At 48.2% G+C, this 19,337-nt stretch carries 14 protein-coding genes; 4 read left to right on the forward strand and 10 right to left on the reverse strand.

Annotation, left to right across the window (positions count from 1 at the left end; genetic code table 11):
* Positions 1–14: 14 nt before the first annotated feature.
* The 4 genes from nagB (at position 15) to B1H56_RS03730 (ending at position 3,419) form a co-directional block, all read left to right on the forward strand.
* Positions 15–728, forward strand: coding sequence for a glucosamine-6-phosphate deaminase (gene nagB / locus B1H56_RS03715; protein ID WP_242862034.1), 714 nt, complete (start codon positions 15–17; stop codon positions 726–728).
* Between the two features lie 164 nt (positions 729–892).
* A complete protein-coding gene (gene proC / locus B1H56_RS03720; protein WP_066739958.1) occupies positions 893–1,675 on the forward strand; it encodes a pyrroline-5-carboxylate reductase in 783 nt (260 codons plus the stop codon).
* Positions 1,676–1,692: 17 nt separating this feature from the next.
* Positions 1,693–2,139 carry a ribonuclease HI gene (gene rnhA / locus B1H56_RS03725; protein WP_066518819.1) on the forward strand — a complete coding sequence of 149 codons (447 nt, stop codon included), beginning with the start codon at positions 1,693–1,695 and terminating at the stop codon, positions 2,137–2,139.
* Between the two features lie 224 nt (positions 2,140–2,363).
* On the forward strand, positions 2,364–3,419 hold the full coding sequence (locus tag B1H56_RS03730) for a tyrosine-type recombinase/integrase (protein WP_066518817.1): 1,056 nt from the start codon (positions 2,364–2,366) through the stop codon (positions 3,417–3,419).
* Positions 3,420–3,450: 31 nt separating this feature from the next.
* Here B1H56_RS03730 and B1H56_RS03735 read toward each other — a convergent pair whose 3' ends face one another.
* The 10 genes from B1H56_RS03735 to B1H56_RS03780 all read right to left on the reverse strand — a co-directional run bounded on the left by B1H56_RS03735 (position 3,451) and on the right by B1H56_RS03780 (position 19,214).
* The gene (locus B1H56_RS03735; protein WP_066518816.1) at positions 3,451–4,740 is read right to left on the reverse strand and encodes a methionine gamma-lyase family protein; all 1,290 of its coding nucleotides are present in this window, start codon (positions 4,738–4,740) and stop codon (positions 3,451–3,453) included.
* A gap of 1 nt (position 4,741) precedes the next feature.
* Positions 4,742–5,653 (reverse strand): tRNA (adenosine(37)-N6)-dimethylallyltransferase MiaA, encoded by a 912-nt coding sequence (miaA, locus tag B1H56_RS03740; RefSeq protein ID WP_066518813.1) that lies wholly within the window; start codon positions 5,651–5,653, stop codon positions 4,742–4,744.
* Entirely contained in the window at positions 5,650–7,497 is a 1,848-nt protein-coding gene (mutL, locus tag B1H56_RS03745) for a DNA mismatch repair endonuclease MutL (protein WP_066518810.1), read from the reverse strand. The genes miaA and mutL overlap by 4 nt, the downstream gene beginning before the upstream one ends.
* Positions 7,487–10,069 carry a DNA mismatch repair protein MutS gene (gene mutS / locus B1H56_RS03750; protein ID WP_066518805.1) on the reverse strand — a complete coding sequence of 861 codons (2,583 nt, stop codon included), beginning with the start codon at positions 10,067–10,069 and terminating at the stop codon, positions 7,487–7,489. Before mutS ends, mutL begins: the two co-directional genes overlap by 11 nt.
* Positions 10,069–11,415, reverse strand: a complete 1,347-nt coding sequence (gene miaB / locus B1H56_RS03755) for a tRNA (N6-isopentenyl adenosine(37)-C2)-methylthiotransferase MiaB (protein ID WP_242862033.1) — start codon at positions 11,413–11,415, stop codon at positions 10,069–10,071. The genes mutS and miaB overlap by 1 nt, the downstream gene beginning before the upstream one ends.
* A gap of 117 nt (positions 11,416–11,532) precedes the next feature.
* Positions 11,533–12,597 (reverse strand): C40 family peptidase, encoded by a 1,065-nt coding sequence (locus B1H56_RS03760; RefSeq protein WP_162938957.1) that lies wholly within the window; start codon positions 12,595–12,597, stop codon positions 11,533–11,535.
* Between the two features lie 231 nt (positions 12,598–12,828).
* The gene (locus B1H56_RS03765) at positions 12,829–13,494 is read right to left on the reverse strand and encodes a response regulator transcription factor (RefSeq protein WP_066518792.1); all 666 of its coding nucleotides are present in this window, start codon (positions 13,492–13,494) and stop codon (positions 12,829–12,831) included.
* A 107-nt stretch (positions 13,495–13,601) separates the two neighbouring features.
* Positions 13,602–15,596: an NADH-dependent [FeFe] hydrogenase, group A6 gene (locus B1H56_RS03770; protein WP_066518790.1), complete on the reverse strand. Its 1,995-nt coding sequence runs from the start codon at positions 15,594–15,596 to the stop codon at positions 13,602–13,604.
* 3 nt (positions 15,597–15,599) lie between these two features.
* The gene (locus B1H56_RS03775) at positions 15,600–18,698 is read right to left on the reverse strand and encodes an FAD-dependent oxidoreductase (RefSeq protein ID WP_082771156.1); all 3,099 of its coding nucleotides are present in this window, start codon (positions 18,696–18,698) and stop codon (positions 15,600–15,602) included.
* An 18-nt stretch (positions 18,699–18,716) separates the two neighbouring features.
* Entirely contained in the window at positions 18,717–19,214 is a 498-nt protein-coding gene (locus B1H56_RS03780; RefSeq protein WP_066518789.1) for an NADH-quinone oxidoreductase subunit NuoE family protein, read from the reverse strand.
* Positions 19,215–19,337: the final 123 nt, after the last annotated feature.

The raw sequence follows: 19,337 nt of genomic DNA on the forward strand, positions 1-19,337 counted from the left end.
AAGGAGAATTTGTTTTGGAATTTATATTATCGGATAGCTACGAACAAATGAGTGAAGCCGCGGCCGGGATTTTGGCGGAAGAACTGAATGGAAATCCATCCGCAGTATTTGCGCTTCCGACGGGTTCGACTCCGGTCGGGACATATCAGGCATTGGCAAAGCTGAACAGGGAAGGAAAGGTCGACTTTTCCCTGGGGAATTTTTTTAATGTAGATGAGTATGTTGGGCTTTCAAGGGAAAGCGAGCAGGGATATTATCATTTTCTGTATGAAAATCTTTATCAATATGTCAATGTTGACCTCGCAAAGACGCATGCACCGGATGGGATGGCTTTAGAACCGGAATTGGCGGCGGTGCAATATGAAGAGATGATCGACGGGCTTGGAGGTCTTGATGTTGCTTTTCTCGGAATTGGAAGGAATGGACATATCGGGTTCAATGAACCTGCTGCCAGCCTGCATTATTCCACATATTGCGTAACACTTACGAAAAGCACAATTGAGGCGAACGCACGCTTTTTTAAAAGTACGGAAGAGGTACCTAAGCAGGCTCTTACAATCGGAATAGGTACGATTATGAAAGCAAAGAAAATTATAATGGTAGCAAATGGGGAAGACAAGGCGGATGCGATTTGCCGTCTGAAAGAGGATACAAGCCTCGATACGGAATTTCCCTCTTCGCTTTTAAGATTACATCCAGACGTAACGGTTGTGACAACAATCAAATAACTCATTTTTCCTCCTTTCAGCAGGATGTAATAAAACTCGGGCCGTCCGTGCTTTAAAAGCACGGACGGTTCTTGTATTTGCGGAATGTTTTTTAGCCGGGAATATGCTATAATGTTTTTGAAAACCTAAAAAAGCAGAAAGAGCCATGGGGAGGATTAACCATTGTGAAAGTTTATAAAACCGGCTTTATCGGTTGTGGAAATATGGCGGCGGCGATTATTGGGGGCATGAAGCAGGCTGGTATCACAGAGTTTTATGTCTATGACAAGGATATGGAGAAATGCAAAGTTTTCGATGGCGCAGCAGTTTGTGAAAATGCAAACAGTGTCGCGGAAAATGCGGATATCATATTTCTGTGCGTAAAACCCAATATATTGCCGGCAATTCTGGAAGAGATCACTGCGGAGGAGAAGGCCTTTGTTTCTATTGCGGCTGGTGTAAGAGTGGAAAAGATCAGGCAATTGCTCAAACCGGAAGCACGCATCATGCGTATTATGCCTAATACGCCGTTGCTGGTGGGAAAGGGAGCTATTTGTATCCAGGCGCAGACGGACCTTTCACAAGATGAACAGGCCTTTATTGAAGAAATTTTTGAATCAATAGGTATTATCGAGCATGTGGACGGAAGTCTTATGGACAGCGTGACAGGGGTATCGGGGAGCGGACCTGCATACGTATACATGTTTATCGATGCGTTGGCAAAAGCGGGAGCAAAACATGGTCTTCCGGAGGATATTTCCCTGCGTCTTGCCGTCCAGACGTTTGAGGGGGCATGTGAAATGCTTAAGCAAACGGGGGATACGCCGTCTCAGTTGATACATAATGTTTGTTCGCCGGGTGGAACGACTATTGAGGCGATGAAGGTCTTTGATATGAACGAGACCCGTGGGATTATTGAATGGGCGGTCGATGCCTGTGTGGCAAAATCAAAAGAGCTATCTAAATAAGGCAAAAGGATTTATTTATGCTGAAGGAAGTAATTATTTATTGCGACGGCGCGTGTTCGGGGAACCCCGGGCCGGGCGGTTGGGCCTGTGTGCTTGAGTACCGGGGGAACCGGAAGGAAATTTCTGGATTTGCAGCAGATACGACAAACAACCGCATGGAGCTTACAGCGGCTCTCCAGGGGCTTCTCGCGCTTAAGGAGAGATGCAGTGTGAAAGTCCATACCGATAGCGCCTATATTCACAATGCTTTTGAAAAAGGCTGGATCATTGCTTGGCAAAACAACGGATGGAAAACAGCTGCAAAAAAGCCCGTGGAGAATCAGGACCTGTGGAAGCAACTTCTCAATGCTTCCAAGAATCATGTTGTTAAATGGTATAAAGTAAAAGGCCATGCGGATGACGAGCTGAATAATCTTTGTGATAAATTGGCGCGCGGACAAATCAAAAAGAATATTGTAGACTGATAAATTGATTTAATAAAATCTGTATTCTTAAGGTGATGACCGATAAAATTTAGTGCCGAATTCAGGAGTAAAACCGAGTCAGGGAATGAAAGGAAGCGTCAACTAACTATTCGCAAAACACAAGTTTTGCGAATAGTTAGTTGCGGTGCAGGCCAAAAAATGCTATAATTAAGGAAGCCGCGTTATTAACCACGGAATTTTGCATAAAAGGAATTTTATTGGATATGAGTAATTCCCCGGACTATCACCATAATTTGAATCAAAAAATGACGTTAAGACTGCGTGAGATTATGAAGGACCTTCCATCCTTTACCACTAGCTTTTTTATTGCGATGGAAAATACCTCTACGATTTTAACACGTGTGAACTATGCAGCGGATTTACGTATTTTTTTTCAGTTTTTAGTCAGGGAAATCCCCTCTTTCATTGGCCGGAAAGGTTCTGAAATTACCAAGGAAGACCTTGGCAAGATTACTGTGGATGATCTTTATCTGTTTCTGGATTATCTTAACCTGTATACTGCGCCGGATAACGACGAAAAATTTATTGAAAACCATGAACGTGGAAAGGCGCGTAAGGTTGCCTGTCTGCGCTCTTTTTTTAAGCACTATTATCGAAAAGGCGTATTAGATAAAAATATATGCGAGTTACTGGATACGCCGAAGCTTCATGAAAAAGCGATTGTTCGGCTGGAACCGGACGAAGTGGCAAATTTGCTTGATATTGTAGAGAACGGCGAGCAGCTTACGGAAAAGCAAAAGCAATATCACAAAAAAAATGTAACACGTGATGTAGCCATTCTGACGCTTTTCCTGACGACAGGAATTCGTGTTTCCGAACTGGTATCCATCAATGTTAATGATGTTGATTTTAAAAATGGATGCTTCAAGGTGACTCGTAAAGGCGGAAATCAGGTAATGCTTTATTTTGATGAGGAGACGGCACAAGCGCTTTCAAATTATCTTGACGAGCGCAAGGAACGTGGAAATTATGAGCTTGCCTCCCCACTTTTTCTTTCTATGCAAGGCAAACGAATGTCTGTGCGCAGCGTAGAGCTGATGGTAAAAAAGTATGCGCGCATTGCAAGCCCGCTGAAAAAGATTTCTCCCCATAAGCTCCGTAGCACTTACGGCACGATGCTTTATGATGAAACAGGTGACATCTATTTGGTAGCGGACGTGCTTGGGCATAAAGATGTAAACACAACCAGAAAGCATTATGCAGCGATGTCTGAGGATAACCGGAAACGGGCATCACGTGCAGTTAAATTACGGAAATAAATCAAAGTTCCACATTATTTATTGCGAGATTTTATATCTTTCTATTATTTTGCAATGCTGCGCCCATCGAATCAAGTGCGTACAGGATGCCCAATTTTGCATGTTCATAGGTAAGCGCACCCTGAAGATAGGCTGCGTACGGCTCACGTATGGGACCATCGGCGGTTAATTCGACAGAAGCTCCCTGAACAAATGTTCCCGCGGCCATAATCACTTTATCGTCGTATCCCGGCATATCCCATGCATATGGTACAACATGCCCGTCAATGGCTGAAGCGCGTTGTATGCCGCGTATAAAGCCCGTCATGGCCTCTTCGTTGCCGAATATGATGGATTGTGTGATATCCCCCCGTATGGCATTACAGGAAGGCTGGGACTGGTAGCCCAACCGCTCAAATATCCGCGCGGCAAGCGCCACTCCTTGAAGAGCCTGACAGACGGTATGGGGCGCCATAAAAAATCCCTGGTAATATTGCTGGTAGCCAAACGCATAGGACCCGATTTCTGTACCGATCCCGGGCGCGGAAAAGCGTCCGGCAATTTTTTCGATCAAGCCGCTTTTCCCCGCGATATATCCTCCGGTAGGCGCAATGCCGCCGCCGGGATTTTTAATCAAGGAACCAGCGATCACATCGGCGCCGACGGAAGTGGGTTCCTCGGTACATACGAATTCCCCATAGCAATTGTCGACCATAATAATTCTATCCGGAAATTCGCCGCGAATTGCTGCAATTGCCTTACCCAAAGCTTCAACCGTAAAGGCAGGGCGGATTTCATAGCCTGTGGAACGCTGCAAATAGATTACTTTTACGGTTGGATCGCTCTTGATCCCGGCGATAGCAGCGTCGATATCGATCCTGCCATCATTTTTAAGCGGTGCACAACGGAACCGGATTCCATATTCCTCGAGGGAGCCGCTTGCGCCATACAGCGTGGAAAGCAACGTATCATAGGGTTTCCCGGTAAGCGAATATAAGGTATCTCCGGGCCGAAGAAGGCCAAATAAGGCGGTAGAAATTGCGTGAGTACCGCTCATCAGCATGGGAGAAACAATCGCTTCCTCCGCGCCAAACGCATCCGCAAATACACGGCACAGCTTTTCGCGTCCTTCGTCGCCATAGCCATATCCCGTTGACGCATAAAAATGCCGTGCGGATACATCATTCTTCTGGAATGCTTCAATCACACGAAATTGGTTGGCCTGTGCGGTTTCCTGAAATGATTTGAAGACCGGCGCCACTTCTTTTTCACATTCAAATACGAATTCTACAAGTTTGGGATCAATATGAAAATGCTTGCTGATATACGAAATAATGTCCATATTAAAAATGATTATTCTCCTGTCTTAAAATTTCTTTGGCAATTGCCATTGCATTCGGATAATCAGCGGTGTTATACCAGCGTATTCGGCTGTCCCGCCGAAACCAGGTGAGCTGCCGTTTGGCGTAATGGCGCGTATTTTTTTTTAGTAAAGCAACCGATTCTGCAAAATCCGTATCGCCATTTAGATACGCGACCAGCTCTTTATAGCCGATTGCCTGCATGGAGGTCGGCATACTGCCGTATTTTGCGAATAGTTGCCGTGCTTCCTCAAGCAGTCCACGCTCCATCATCAAATCGACCCGCCTATTGATCCGTTCGTACAGCACTTCCCTTTCCGTTGAGAGTCCGGCCATTATAAAAGCGTAATCGTCATTGGGAACGCGGAACCGGTATTCTTCCTTCCCATCTCCATGATGCAGGATTTCCAGCCGCCGGATCATGCGTTTTTTGTCATTAGGGTGAATACGTGCGGCGGCTTCAGGATCCTTTGCAGATAATTCATTGAATAACTCAGCCACTTCCCTTTTTTCAAGCAAAGCACGAAAATTAAGATCGTAGGAGGTCTCAGTAAAATCAAGACGATAGGTAAGTGCATTGACATAAAGGCCGGTTCCGCCAGCAATAATCGGCGTCTTATTCCGACTCAATATATCTTCGATCCGCCCAAAGGCCTCCTTCTGGAACATAGCGACAGAATAAGGGCAGTCCGGAGAGACGATATCGATCATATGATGTGCGATTCCCTGCCGCTCCGTCTCATCCGGTTTGGCCGTGCCAATATCCATTTCGCGGTAAATCTGCATGGAATCAGCGGAAATCACTTCGCCGCCAGACAGCTTTGCCAACTCTATCGCCGCCGCAGTTTTACCGGAAGCGGTCGGCCCTACAATTACATAGACTTTGTTTTTCATACAATACGCTTGAACCCTTTTTGCAAATCACTTTTTTTGAGCACGACAGCAATCGGCCGCCCATGCGGACAATTCGGGATCGTCTCCAGCTCTGTAATTTCTTTGATAAGCTCTTCGATCTGTTCGTCGGAAAGCTGGTATCCGGCCTTGATACTGTAACGGCAGGAAGCGCGGATCACGGCATCGCGCATCAGCAGAATATCATCCCTGGTATTGCGCAGTTCAAATAGTATTTCTTCAATCAATTTCTCCGCAGTACTTTTTTCGACCTGTGCGGGTAATGCGCTGAATTTGAAGGTCAACGGACCAAACTCTTCCAGCTCAAAACCGAGAGACTGCAAAAGCTCTATGTTCCTGGTGAGCAAAGAAAAATCTTCTGCCGGTAATGTCGCGATGTACGGAACCAGGAGGTTCTGAGCTGCCGCGCCGCCCTCTGTGGCAGCCTTTTTCATTCGCTCGAAATTAATACGTTCATGGGCGGCATGCTGGTCGATCAGATAAAGACGGTCCGCACACTCGACAATTACGTACGTATTCCATATTTGCCCAATGACACGGTAATCGGTCAGACGACGCACATCTTCAAATATCTCCTGTTCTTCTTCCGGCGCATGATATTTGGCTACAGAGTCAATCAAAGCCTCGAAATCCTGCGCAGGCTGGAACACATTTAACGGCTCGCGGGGAGGCATGATATGATTTGGAGATTGCGCGGCCCGGGACGACATTGGTTCGTATATTTTTTTCGCAGAACGCAGCTCCGGGAACGCTTCCGTCTGTCTCTCATTAACCGGAAAACCTGTTTTTTCTGGAGGTATTTCCAATTCTGCAAAAGAAAGGACCGGAGGCGCGCTGCTCTCTTCAAGAGACGTATGGACGGCTTTCTGGATTGTATCCAATACATCCGTTTCATTATAGAGCATTACCTGCAGCTTGCTCGGATGAACGTTAACATCCGCGCGGCTGAGGGGAAGGTCGATATGCAGTATGGAAAACGGATAGTGCCCCCGCAAAAGCCGTTCCCCATAGCCACGAAGCACTGCGCTCTGCAGATTTTTCGACTGCACATAACGGCCGTTTAGAAAAAAACACATATAATTAGTGCTCTTATAAAGGAAGGTAGGCTGGGAAACGAGTCCATGGACATGGATTTCTCCAAACGTATGATCTGTCTTCGCCAGCTTATGGGCCATATCCTTTCCATAGACCGCCACGATTGCGTCTTTCAGATTTCCGTTGCCAGGACTATGATAAACGACCTTTCCATTACTGATATATTTAATCGAAATATGTGGATTGGCAAAAATAAGCTTTGAAACGACAGAAGTCACATTAACCGTTTCGCGCGATGTATTTTTCAAAAATTTCATCCGCGCCGGGATATTGTAAAATAAATTTTCCACTTTAACGGTCGTCCCTTCCGCCAGCCCGGCGGATATGATTTCGGGACCATGCTCTCCGCTGACGGAAAGAACAGTTCCTTCCGGGCTATCTGCCGTGCGGGTCTGGATCATGAGGCGCGAAACGGCGGCAATACTGGAAAGCGCTTCGCCACGAAACCCCAGAGTCCCAATTTTGTCCAGATCATCGAGCGTGCTGATCTTACTGGTCGCATGCTTCTGAATGGCAAGGGGGACGTCTTCAGCAACAATTCCTATACCATTGTCCGTAACACGGATCAATTCCTTTCCTCCCTGTGAAATTTCCACCGTAATCGCAGTCGCGCCTGCATCCATGGAATTTTCCATCAATTCCTTTACAACTGCGGCAGGATTTACAACAACCTCCCCCGCTGCGATTCTTTTATAGACGGCCTCTTCTAAAACAGTGATTCTACGATTCATCCGTAAGCTCCTTTTTGAGCGAATACACAAGATTCAGCGCTTCGATCGGCGTTAAGGTGTCAATATTTACCTTGCTGATTTTTTTTACACATTCGGGTAGCTCAGCCTTTGACTGCGGAGAATTTTCCTTTTCTGCTGGGAGCCCGCCAAGCGATACTTCGTATTCCTGGAACCGGTCGAGAAATACGCGTGCCCGTGAAATGACCTGCTCCGGAAGGCCGGCCAGCTTGGCAACGTCGATTCCAAAACTCCTATCCGTCCCTCCCTTGATGATTTTGTGCAGGAAGATGATGTCATGCCCCATTTCTTTTACTGCAACCGAATAATTGCGGATTCCCGCAAACATATTTTCAAGCTCGACAAGTTCATGATAATGGGTAGCAAACAATGTCTTGGCACGCAAATTAGTGATGATATATTCCACGCTTGCCCAGGCAATGGAAAGACCGTCCGTCGTACTGGTTCCGCGGCCGATTTCATCGAGGATCAGAAGGCTTTTTGGGGTTGCATTGTTAAGGATATTGGCCAGTTCGTTCATCTCGACCATAAAAGTGCTTTGACCGGACGCAAGGTCATCCGATGCGCCCACACGCGTGAAAATACGATCTACCAGGCAAATATGCGCACTTGTTGCCGGGACAAAACAACCAATATGCGCCATTAATACGATCAGGCCGGCCTGACGCATGTAGGTGCTTTTGCCTGCCATATTTGGGCCGGTAATCAGCAACATATTACTTTTATCATTATCGAGGAAAGCATCGTTCGGCACAAATTCCTGCCTGCGAATGCTTTCCACCACAGGATGTCTGCCGTTCCTGATATCTAAAATACCGTCATCCGTCATTTCCGGGCGCACATACGCATTTTCATATGCAACACAGGCAAAGGATTGCAATACATCCAAAAGCGCAATACGGGCCGCACAAGCCTGAATACGCACGATGTTATTGCCGAGGATGCTGCGTATTTTCAGAAAGGCCTCGTACTCAAGAGTTTTTCGTTTTTCTTCCGCGCCGAGGATCGTATCCTCCATCTCTTTCAGTTCCTCGGTAATGTACCGCTCACAGTTTGCAAGGGTTTGCTTACGCAGATAGCGGTATGGAACCTGTGAAAGATTGGATTTTGTTACCTCTATGTAGTATCCAGATACTTTGTTGTAACCAATTTTCAGGTTTTTGATACCGGTTTCTTCCTTCTCGCGCGCCTCCAGTTCCGCCAGCCACAATTTTCCGTTTTTGGAAGCGGAAATCAAGCGGTCGATCTCCTCGTCATAGCCGGGCTTGATGATATTGCCGTCCATGATACCAACCGGCGCATCCTCATTGATTGCATTGTCAAGCAAGATAAAAATATCCTGTAAGTCGTCAAGACCTTGATAGACTTGCCCGAGAAGAGGGCTCGCAGTCTCCTTCAGCAGCTCTCGCACCGTTGGCAGAGCTTTGATTGAACGTTTCAGCGACAGGCAGTCCTTGGCGTCGATTGACCCATAGGAAATACGCGAGATAATACGCTCAAGATCATAAATGCTTCCAAGGGAATCCGTAAGGGATTCGCGCAGATAAAGGCCCTCCTTGATCTCTTCTACCGCACCTAAACGTTCGTTGATCGCCTCCAGGCTTTTCAGGGGCTGGAGGATCATCTTTTTCAACAGCCGCGCACCCATAGCAGTCCGGGTTTTGTCCAGCAGCCATAGCAATGAGCCGCGTTTACCGCCCTCCATTAACGTCTGCGTCAATTCCAGGTTGCGGCGCGTATTGGGATCGAGCGTCATATAGGATTTATCGTTTAGAGTGCGAAGTGTTGTAATATGAAGCAACGCATTTTTTTGCGTATCGACCAGATACTGCATGAGGGCGCCGGCAGCGCTGATTCCGCTGCTTAATTCCATGCAGCCAAATCCTTTGAGCGAATTGACCTTGAAATGCCCGCATAATGCTTTTTCCGCAGTCCTCTTCTCAAAAGCCCAATCGAAGTACGGATTTACAAATGTATTTTTAAAACGTGTTTTTTCCGTTATCCTCAGTAGATCCTTTGCATGAGAATCCGCTATCAGTATTTCCATGGGATTAAGGCGTGTCATCTCGTTTAAGAGCCCGGTTTCGTCATCCATCTCCTCAACAAAGAATTCCCCTGTAGAAACGTCGCAATACGAAGCACCATACTTTTCTTCGCCAAAATGGATGCACAAAATATAATTGTTTTCGGATTCATTCAGAATCGAGTTTTCAATTACGGTTCCCGGCGTAACCACTCGCGTAATACCGCGTTTTACAATTCCTTGTGCGGCGCGGGGATCCTCCAACTGGTCACATATCGCGACTTTATAGCCGTTTTCAATCAACCGGCTGATATAACCGTCTACGGCGTGATGTGGGACCCCGCACATGGGTGCGCGTTTTTCAAGTCCACAGTTGCGTCCTGTGAGCGCGATCTCAAGGACGCGTGCCGCAGTTTCAGCATCCTCGAAAAACATTTCATAAAAATCGCCTAAGCGAAACATCAGGATACAATCGGGATATTCCTGCTTGAGATCGAGATATTGCTTCATCATAGGTGTCAGTTCCGCCATTACATTCCCTCTTCAACCAGCGTGCCAAACAGAGTCGTTTTTTTCCCCCGCGTAATTTTTACATCCACAAAATGGCCGATCAAATCTGCGCCGCCTTCAAAATTTACCATCTTGGAAGTGCTTGTTCGTCCGCATACATGCCCCGGATTTCTGGTACTGATCCCTTCGACGAGAACTTGCGTGGTTTTTCCCTCGTACTCCCGATTGCGCTCTTCCGTAATTTTATTCTGCAGTGCCACCAGTTCCATGATACGCTCCGTCCGTAACGCCTCATCAACCTGATCCGGCATTTCCGCTGCTTGGGTTCCGCTGCGCGGAGAATAAACGAAAGTGAATGCAGAATCGAACCGAAGCCTTTTTACCAGAGATAGCGTATCCCCAAAATCGACATCCGTTTCGCCGGGAAACCCGACAATAATATCAGTGGTAATTGCGATCCCGGGAATTCTTTCGCGAATTTTCTCCGCAAGCGCAATATATGCTTCCCGTGTATATTTACGGTTCATCTTCCGCAAGACACGCGAACTTCCCGATTGGACGGGCAAATGAATATGACGGCAAATTTGCGGATACGCGGCAATCACTTCGATTAGTTCATCCGATAAATCCTTGGGGTGTGAGGTCATGAAACGGATACGCGGAATATCCGTTTCCCCGCAGATCCGTTTAAGAAGCCGGGCAAAATTGATGCCTCCGTCATAAGAATTCACATTTTGCCCAAGGAGCATCACTTCGCGATATCCCTGCGCTGTGAGGCCGGAGACCTCGCGCATGACATCCTCCGCGCTGCGGGAACGCTCTCGTCCCCGTACATAGGGAACAATGCAATATGAACAAAAATTATTGCATCCATACATAATATTGACGGACGCGAGAGGCCCTTCCGCGCGCTTTTGCGGAACGTCGTCATGCAGCTCCTGAGTTTCGGGAGCGCTGTAAAAACGTTCCCCGCCGGATTTATATGACAAGATCATTCCAGGAAGTTCGTGGAGGTTATGCGTTCCAAAAATGATATCCACAAACGGGAACGTTTCCATCAATTTCTTTGCAGCCTTCTCCTGCTGCATCATGCAGCCGCAAACTGCGACAAGCATATCCTGATTTAATTGCTTGAGCTTTTTAATCCGGCCCACATTGCCGAACGTTTTTTGCTCTGCATTTTCACGGACACAACAGGTATTGAATAAAATAAAATCGGCATCTTCTTTCGAGTTTGCCGGCGTATATCCAATATTTTCCAGAATTCCCGCGATTTTTTCGGATTCATGCGCGTTCATCTGGCATCCATATGTGATAATGTGATATTTCAGCCCCTTTTTTTTCACTTCAGCTTTTAATTTTTCCATCTCATTCATGTTACTATTATAATGCAAAAATCAAACAAAATCCACCGGGGAAAGTTTCATCCATACAAAAAATCTGTCCGTTTTTCGGACAGATTTTAAAATAAATCAAAACTATTCTTACCAGGGCCGTCGGCCGCATACAAAATGATTTCGCCAATAGGAGGTGTCGTAGCTGCGGTGCACTACCTTCCCGTTAGAGGAGGAAGCGTCGATCATCATCCCGTCGCCGACTACGATACCGACATGCCCGACCCGCGTTCCCGCATTGTTGGAATAGAAAATCAGGTCTCCGCGCTGCAAATTATCGAAAGAAATCTTTTCCCATGCGGAGTTTTGTGAAAAACCCGCCGCATTCAGGCGTCCGGTCGATGAACCGGCCTGCCGCAGACAATAAGTGACAAGACCAGAACAGTCAAAGGAATTCGGCCCCGATGCGCCCCATATATACGGGCAGCCAAGCTGCTCCTCCGCGACGGAGATAAACGTATCAATATTACCCTTGCGCTGAATCTCCGCTTCCTTTTCAGGAGTTGCCTTTGCGTCTGCCGAATAGATCAGAGCGAGCGTCATTTCACCGGTTTTCCCATCAACCCCAAGATCGTTTCGTTCCTGAAAACGTTTGACCGCATCGACGGTCTCTGTACCATAATAACCGGTGGCCTTCCCCAGGTAGCCTAACTCCTGCAAACGCTCCTGTAAAAGGTCCACATCGTCGCCGCTCGTTCCCTCCAACAGGGTGTAGGGCTTGGCTTCGTCAGTATAGATGACTGCGAGTGTTTGGGGACCGCATACACCGTCCTGTTCAAGGCCGTGCTGGCGCTGGAAAAAGCTGATTGCCCCCGCCGTTGCCGGACCATAGTATTGCGTTGTTTCATCAATATCAAGATAACCGAGATCCATCAGGCGCTGCTGCAACGTCTGGATTTCCGGCCCCTCCATCCCTTCTTTCAGGGTGGGATCCGGCGTTGGCTCAGGCGTGGGCTGCGGCGTGGGAGAAGGAGCCGGCTCCGCCACGGCGGTAAGCGGCTCGTCCGCGGGAAGTGTATTATCTGCATTTGCAGCGCTGGTATTGGAACTGAAAAAAGGCACATTGCCAAAAACGCCGAATGCAAATAAAAGGACGACGACCACCGCAACTCCACAGACAGAACCGGTCATCGTCCAGCGTTTTGTTTTTGACATGCGGGACATTTTATCTTTAATATTCAGAAAAAAACGTTTGACACGCAATGAAAAAGGATAATAGGTATGTCGCCTTACCTTGATAAACTTCCTTCGCACACCGTCCACTCCTTCCGGATATTGAAATAATTGTAACATAAACTTAACAAATATGGTAGTGGGAAATGATGAAAATTGTTTCTTTTTACAGAAAAAGTGTTCTTTCAAGGCTATCTTTTTTGCCTTGCTGGCTTATCTCTCGAATTTATATCCGATTCCCCATACCGTCAGGATGTGATTGCCGTATGGGCCGATGCTATCGCGTAGGGTCCGGATATGCGTATCCACCGTTCGGTCAGTACCGCTGAATTCATCGCCCCAAACATTGGAGAGGATCGCGTCCCGGGATAACGCCCGATTAGGATTTTGCAGCAGAAACACCAGAAGATCATACTCTTTTGGCGTCAGGAAGATTTGTATATCGTCCACCCACACTGTATGGGAATTCAGATTAACAGATAGTCCGTCGGCCGCCAGAAGCGTTCTTTTCTGGGTTTCCCTGCACCGGTTCAGTATGGCGTGAATACGCGCAAATAATTCGGAAACATAGAAAGGTTTAATAATGTAATCGTCAGCGCCGGCTTCAAAACCGGCGAGGCGGTCAAATTCGCGGCTTTTTGCAGTCAAAAACACGATGGGTACCGGCGATATTTTTCTCAGCTGGCGGCATACATTGAGGCCGTCAAGTTCGGGCAAAAAGACATCCAGTGCGATAAGGTCATATTCCTTACGGCGGAAAAGCTTAATGGCGCTGATTCCATCCCCGGCCTCGTCGATCAGGAATTCATTGGCATCCGCATAGCTCATGATTTTCAGACGCGTTTCCGCATCTGCATCTGCGATTAATAAATTTGTCATTTCCGTTCCCCTTTTATGACCTCATTATAAGGAAAATGCTTTTATGATGCAACCTACAAAAAAAGAAGACCCATACGGCGTATGAGCCTTCTTAACATGAAAAGGGGTCACTTCCCTCCGCTCTTTCCGGTATAATCGGAAATCACCTGTTTATAAATGTCTATGGTTTCCTTCATCTCGGCAAGTTCACCGCGTAGCCGTTCGTTTTCCTGCTCCAGCGTCCTGACGCGAACTGTTTCAAGGTCATCGGTAAGCCTCTGGGGCCTATGCTGCCCGCGGGTATGCCCGTCTTTGTGACTTGCAGGGGGCTTTTTATCGGGAAAACCATCTGCAAATTCCAATGTACCGCGCTTCACATATTTTGTGTGCAGCAGGTTATGTGCCTTTTTGCTCCCCGGATACTCCAAATATTCCGTATAGAGGGCCTGGATAGAGGGATTTTCATGCGATTGGCGGATCGATTTGCCTTCATCTTCGGCATAAAGGGCCGCCTGGCGCTTTGCACGTACCTCTGGATCAGCGCTCCGCGGCTGCCCGCCACCGGTGATACAGCCTCCGGGGCACCCCATGATTTCGATGAAATGGTAAGGCGATGTTTCCCGGGCGATCTGATCGGCTAATTGCTTTGCACCCGCCAGTCCGCTCGTTACTCCGATATGGACCTCTTTCCCCTCAAAACTTTCATATTCGGGCAATACCTTTTCAAAACGCAGGATTGCCTCCTTGACCTGCTCCAGTCCCATGATCGGTGCAACATGTAAATTTTCAAACGGCAGATTTCGTCCGCATACAATAGCATATACCGTGCGCAGCGCAGCCTCCATCACTCCGCCTGTCAATCCGAAAATGTCAGCCGCGCCTGTAGATACCCCAAGCGGCTCGTCAAAAGTTCCCTCCCCGAGGGCATGAAAATCAATGCCAGCCTGTTTTATCATTGCTCCCAGCTCACGAGTCGTGATTACGGCATCCACATCGGCAACTCCCTTGCGCTTCATTTCTTCGCGCGTGATTTCAAATTTTTTTGCGGTACAGGGCATAACCGATACGACGAACATTTTTGCCGGATCGATGTTTTTCTTCTCTGCATAATATGTTTTTGCCATAGCTCCGAGCATCATGTGGGGCGATTTGCATGTAGAAAGATGCGCCGTTTGTTCCGGGTAATAATGTTCGATATATTTGATCCAGCCGGGCGAACAGCTTGTAATCATAGGCAGCACCGCTGCTTCCCTGTCCATATACTTTGTCAGCCGCTCTAGGAACTCCGCACCTTCCTCCATAATCGTAAGGTCCGCACTCCAGTCTGTATCGAATACGTCATCCGCCCCGAGAGCACGCATAGCTGCCGCCATCTTTCCAGTGACGCTTGTGCCCGGAGGATAGCCGAACAACTCCCCGAGGGCTACGCGCACAGCCGGGGCTGCCTGTATCACGACGCGTATTTCAGGGTCGTTCAGTGCCTGCCATACCTGTGCGGTGGAATCCGTCTCCTTAAGCGCACCGACAGGGCATACGACTGTACACTGTCCGCAGAAAGTGCAGTTCGCCTTACTGATGGGAAGTCCCATCGCCGGAGCGATCACTGTATCAAAACCTCTCTGCTGTGCGTTCAGTACGCCCACGCCCTGAATTTGATTGCACGCCGTAACGCACCGGCGGCACAGAATACATTTGGATAGATCGCGCGTAATGGAAACGGAAGCGTCGACGTGCTGGCGGGAACTGTCTGTTTTAAAACGGGTTTCCGTGACACCAAGAGTCTCTCCGAGTTTTTGCAGCTCACAGCTCTGGTTTCGGTTGCAGGAAAGGCAGCTTTTGGAATGGTCGGAAAGCAACAGTTCATAGAGCATATTGCGCGCATCGCGTACCCGCTTTGTATTCGTCCTAACGGCCATGTCCTCCCGTACCTCTGTCACGCAGGAGGCCATCAGATTTTTGGCACCCTCCACTTCCACGGAACAGATCCTGCATGATCCGAATTTGTGAATATCCTTGAGGTAACAAAGGCTTGGGATATGAATTCCACACTGCCTCGCCGCCTCTATAATCGTGGTTCCCTCCGGCACGGTGACCGGCTTTTGATTGATCGTGAGATGTACCATGACTTACCTCCTGTCGCAGTGCAGGCAACGCATTGCCTCAGCAATGGCATTGATCCTGTGATATCCGAGAACGACTTCGTCAAAGGTTTTTTTCCGCTCCCCTATGGGCAAGATTTCACGCTCGAATCTCTTATGGAAGACGATCTCTCCCTCGTCATATACATTCGGAATGTCGATCACTTGCCCCTTATTGAGGACACCCTTTCCGCCGAGGTATTTATCGATTGAAGCAGCAGCCTGTTTTCCGTCTGCAATTGCGCGAATTACTTCATCAGGCCCGCGCGTAACGTCTCCACCGGCAAAAACACCATCCATAGTTGACATTTGAGTCATATTATCGATGATAAATGTGCCCCATTCGGTCACGCCGATCTCATCTTTGCCGATAAAAGGCAAGTCTGCATATTGGCTGACTGCCGGGATGACGGTGGCTGCGTCTAAAACAAAGTTGGAGCCTTCAATAGGAGTTGACTTGCGCCGCCCGGAAGAATCAAATACGCCAATTTCCATCCTGATACACTCGATCCCGGCAACTTGCCCGTTGCGGTCCCCAACAAATCGGACAGGAGACGTAAGCTCCATGACCTCAACACCTTCCTCAATGGCCTCAAGAACCTCATCCTGATACGCGGGCATCGCATCTATCGTGCGCCGGTAGAGGACAATAACCCGGTCCGCACCGAGTCTCAGTGCCGTCCGCGCCGAATCGATGGCGGTATTTCCGCCGCCAATCACTGCGACAGTTCCTTCCAGACGCATATCCGGCTTCAGGTGTATGTCTTTTAAAAAGTCAATACCGGGCAGGACTCCTTTCAGGTTTTCACCCGGTATCCCGACTTTTTGCGGGAACTGAGTGCCCGTCGCCACATAGAGCGCGCCATAGTATTCCTTAAGATTTGCGAAATCGACGTCCACACCAACTTCCTTGTTGAGCAGAATGTTTACCCCTGCTTGTTCGATCAGATGGATTTCATGCGCTAGTATATCCTTTGGGAGACGATACTCAGGGATTCCAAACGCAAGCACACCGCCCGCAACGCTCTGCGCCTCCATAACGTCCACGTCGTAACCGAGGCGGGCGAGATAGTATGCGCAGGTAAGCCCTGAAGCACCGGCACCGATAATCCCTACATTTTTTCCGTTTTTGGGAAATGTAAGCGTCATTTGGAACGGCTCTTCATGTTTGAACGCATAGTCTGCGGAAAAGCGTTTCAAATCACGTATCGCTACCGCCTCGTCCACCGTCCGCCGCCGGCATTTACGTTCGCATGGACGCGTACATATCCGTCCGCATACGGCTGGAAATGGATTTTCCTGCATAATAAGCTTATAAGCGTCCATAAATCTCCCGGCGGCGACCAGGGAAATATATCCCGGGACATTGACGTTTGCGGGGCAGGTGTTCTCACAAGGAGAGATAAACAGTTCCGAACAGACTCCCGCGCGGCAATATTTACGGTTGATATGTTCCTCGTATTCTTCTCTGAAATTGCGGATCGTTGACAAAATAGGATTTGGAGCGGTTTGCCCGAGCCCACACATAGCGGTTTGTTTTACGGTTTCCCCAATTTTCGTCAGAAGTTCAATATCCCCCTGCTCTCCTTTACCTTCGGTAATCCGTTCGAGAATTTCCAACATCCGTTTAGTCCCAATTCGGCAGGCGGCGCATTTTCCACAGGATTCTTCACAGATAAAATCCATGAAAAAACGGGCAGTATCGACCATACAGGTGTCTTCGTTCATGACGATCAATCCACCCGAACCCATGATCGCCCCAAGCGCATTCAGGGACTCATAGTCCGCCGGAACATTCAGATTCTCCTTGGTAATGCAGCCTCCGGATGGTCCGCCGATCTGCGCTGCTTTGAATTCCTTTCCTTCGCGCATCCCACCGCCGATTTTATAGATAATATCTCCTATCGATGTACCAATAGGGACCTCGATGATTCCCGTGTTTACGACGTCTCCGGCAAGGGCGAATACCTTTGTGCCAGGAGCATTTTTAAGACCGAAACCAGAGTACCACGTTCCCCCATTGCGAACGATACGTGGCAGGTTTGCCAGCGTCTCCACATTATTAATGATCGTTGGAGATTCGTCGAGCCCTCTTTCAAAGGGAAACGGGGGCTTTTGCTTGGGTTCCCCGCGCCTTCCTTCGATGGAGGACAGGAGTGCGGTTTCTTCGCCGCAGACAAAAGCGCCGGCGCCAATCCGGATTTCAAGATCGAAAGAAAAGTCCGTACCAAACAGGCGTTCACCCAAAAGGCCGTAGGAACGCGCTTCGTCAATCGCATGCTCAAGGCGCTCTACCGCAATGGGATATTCCGCGCGGATATATACGTATCCTTTTTGCGCGCCAATAGCATAAGCGGCGAGGATCATTCCCTCAATTATGGAATGAGGATCGCCCTCGATTACGCTTCTGTCCATAAATGCCCCGGGATCGCCTTCATCGGCGTTGCACACCATATATTTTTGATCGCTTACCTGGTCATGTCCGCTCCACAGCTTGATTGCCGTTGGAAATCCCGCGCCCCCGCGCCCCCGAAGACCGGATTTTTCCACCTCTGAGATGATGTCTTCCGGCGTTTTGCAGAGCAGCGCGTCCGCAGCGGCAAGGTAACCGTCCTTTGCGATATATGCCCTGATACTGTCATATTCGATACGGCCGCAGTTTTCAAGAACGATTCGCACCTGCGACCTGAAGAATTCGATATCGTCGATTACAGGAACATGGCGGTGAAGGGACGCGTCATAAAAGGTATATTCCTCCAGAATATCGCCTTGCTCTAAATGATTCTCGGCAATTTCATGTACTTTTGCGGGGGTAAGATTCGTATAGAAAATGCGTTCGGGCAGGACGAGCATCACAGGACCGGCCGCACAAATTCCCATACAGCCAGTTTGTATGACATTGACTCGCCTGGTGAGGCCGCGCTGACCGATTTCACGCTCCAGCGCCTCGACAATCTCGGCGCAGTTCGACGAAACGCATCCCGCACCCCCGCATACAAGTATATTGCGTTCATAGCTTTCCTGTTTTCTGGTATACCGCTCTTTTATTTCATCAAGCTGCGCTGTTATTCTAATCGCTTGTTTCACTTATGTTGCCTCCATTTCCTAGTACTGGGCCAAAATAGATTCCAGTTGGTTGGGATTGACCTGTTTATAGACTTTTTCGTCAATCATCATTGCGGGTGCAAGCCCACAGGCGCCAATGCAGCGCGCGATCTCAAAGGAAAATTTCTTATCGGAGGTCGTATCTCCCAATTCAATTCCCAATAACTCCTGTAGGCGTTCAATCAATTTTTTCCCTCCGCGTACGTAACATGCGGTCCCCATGCATACCCGTATCGTGTGTTCGCCCCTTGGCTTTGTTGCAAAAAACGAATAAAAAGTTACGACTCCTGATACCTCCGCAACAGGAATATCCATTTCCTCCGAAATAAATTTTTGTACTCCAAGCGGTAAATAGCCGTAAATTTCCTGAGCCAGATGCAGGATTTGGATCAGACTGTCCCTTTTACCGCCATATAGATTGATGACATTGGAAATCTGTTCCAGCTTCTGTTCCTCATCTTCATCGGCTGCAAGTGCTTTTAAGATATCTTCCCTCATTATGGAATCCTCCTTTACCGTTGGAACCCGGCACAACGTGCCGGTATAATGATGTGATTAGAATATAAATTACCGGTATGAATAAAGGATAACAGATAAATGTCACAGATTGATTAAAAGGAG

Origin of the sequence: Christensenella minuta (assembly GCF_003628755.1) — a bacterium.
Lineage (GTDB): Bacteria > Bacillota > Clostridia > Christensenellales > Christensenellaceae > Christensenella > Christensenella minuta.

Coding starts and splice junctions, on each gene's coding strand:
- rnhA (WP_066518819.1), top strand. CDS start 1,693: ATGCTGAAGGAAGTAATTATTTATTGCGACGGCGCGTGTTCGGGGAAC.
- B1H56_RS03730 (WP_066518817.1), top strand. CDS start 2,364: ATGAGTAATTCCCCGGACTATCACCATAATTTGAATCAAAAAATGACG.
- B1H56_RS03735 (WP_066518816.1), bottom strand. CDS start 4,740: ATGGACATTATTTCGTATATCAGCAAGCATTTTCATATTGATCCCAAA.
- miaA (WP_066518813.1), bottom strand. CDS start 5,653: ATGAAAAACAAAGTCTATGTAATTGTAGGGCCGACCGCTTCCGGTAAA.
- mutL (WP_066518810.1), bottom strand. CDS start 7,497: ATGAATCGTAGAATCACTGTTTTAGAAGAGGCCGTCTATAAAAGAATC.
- mutS (WP_066518805.1), bottom strand. CDS start 10,069: ATGGCGGAACTGACACCTATGATGAAGCAATATCTCGATCTCAAGCAG.
- miaB (WP_242862033.1), bottom strand. CDS start 11,415: ATGGAAAAATTAAAAGCTGAAGTGAAAAAAAAGGGGCTGAAATATCAC.
- B1H56_RS03760 (WP_162938957.1), bottom strand. CDS start 12,597: ATGTCAAAAACAAAACGCTGGACGATGACCGGTTCTGTCTGTGGAGTT.
- B1H56_RS03765 (WP_066518792.1), bottom strand. CDS start 13,494: ATGACAAATTTATTAATCGCAGATGCAGATGCGGAAACGCGTCTGAAA.
- B1H56_RS03770 (WP_066518790.1), bottom strand. CDS start 15,596: ATGGTACATCTCACGATCAATCAAAAGCCGGTCACCGTGCCGGAGGGA.
- B1H56_RS03780 (WP_066518789.1), bottom strand. CDS start 19,214: ATGAGGGAAGATATCTTAAAAGCACTTGCAGCCGATGAAGATGAGGAA.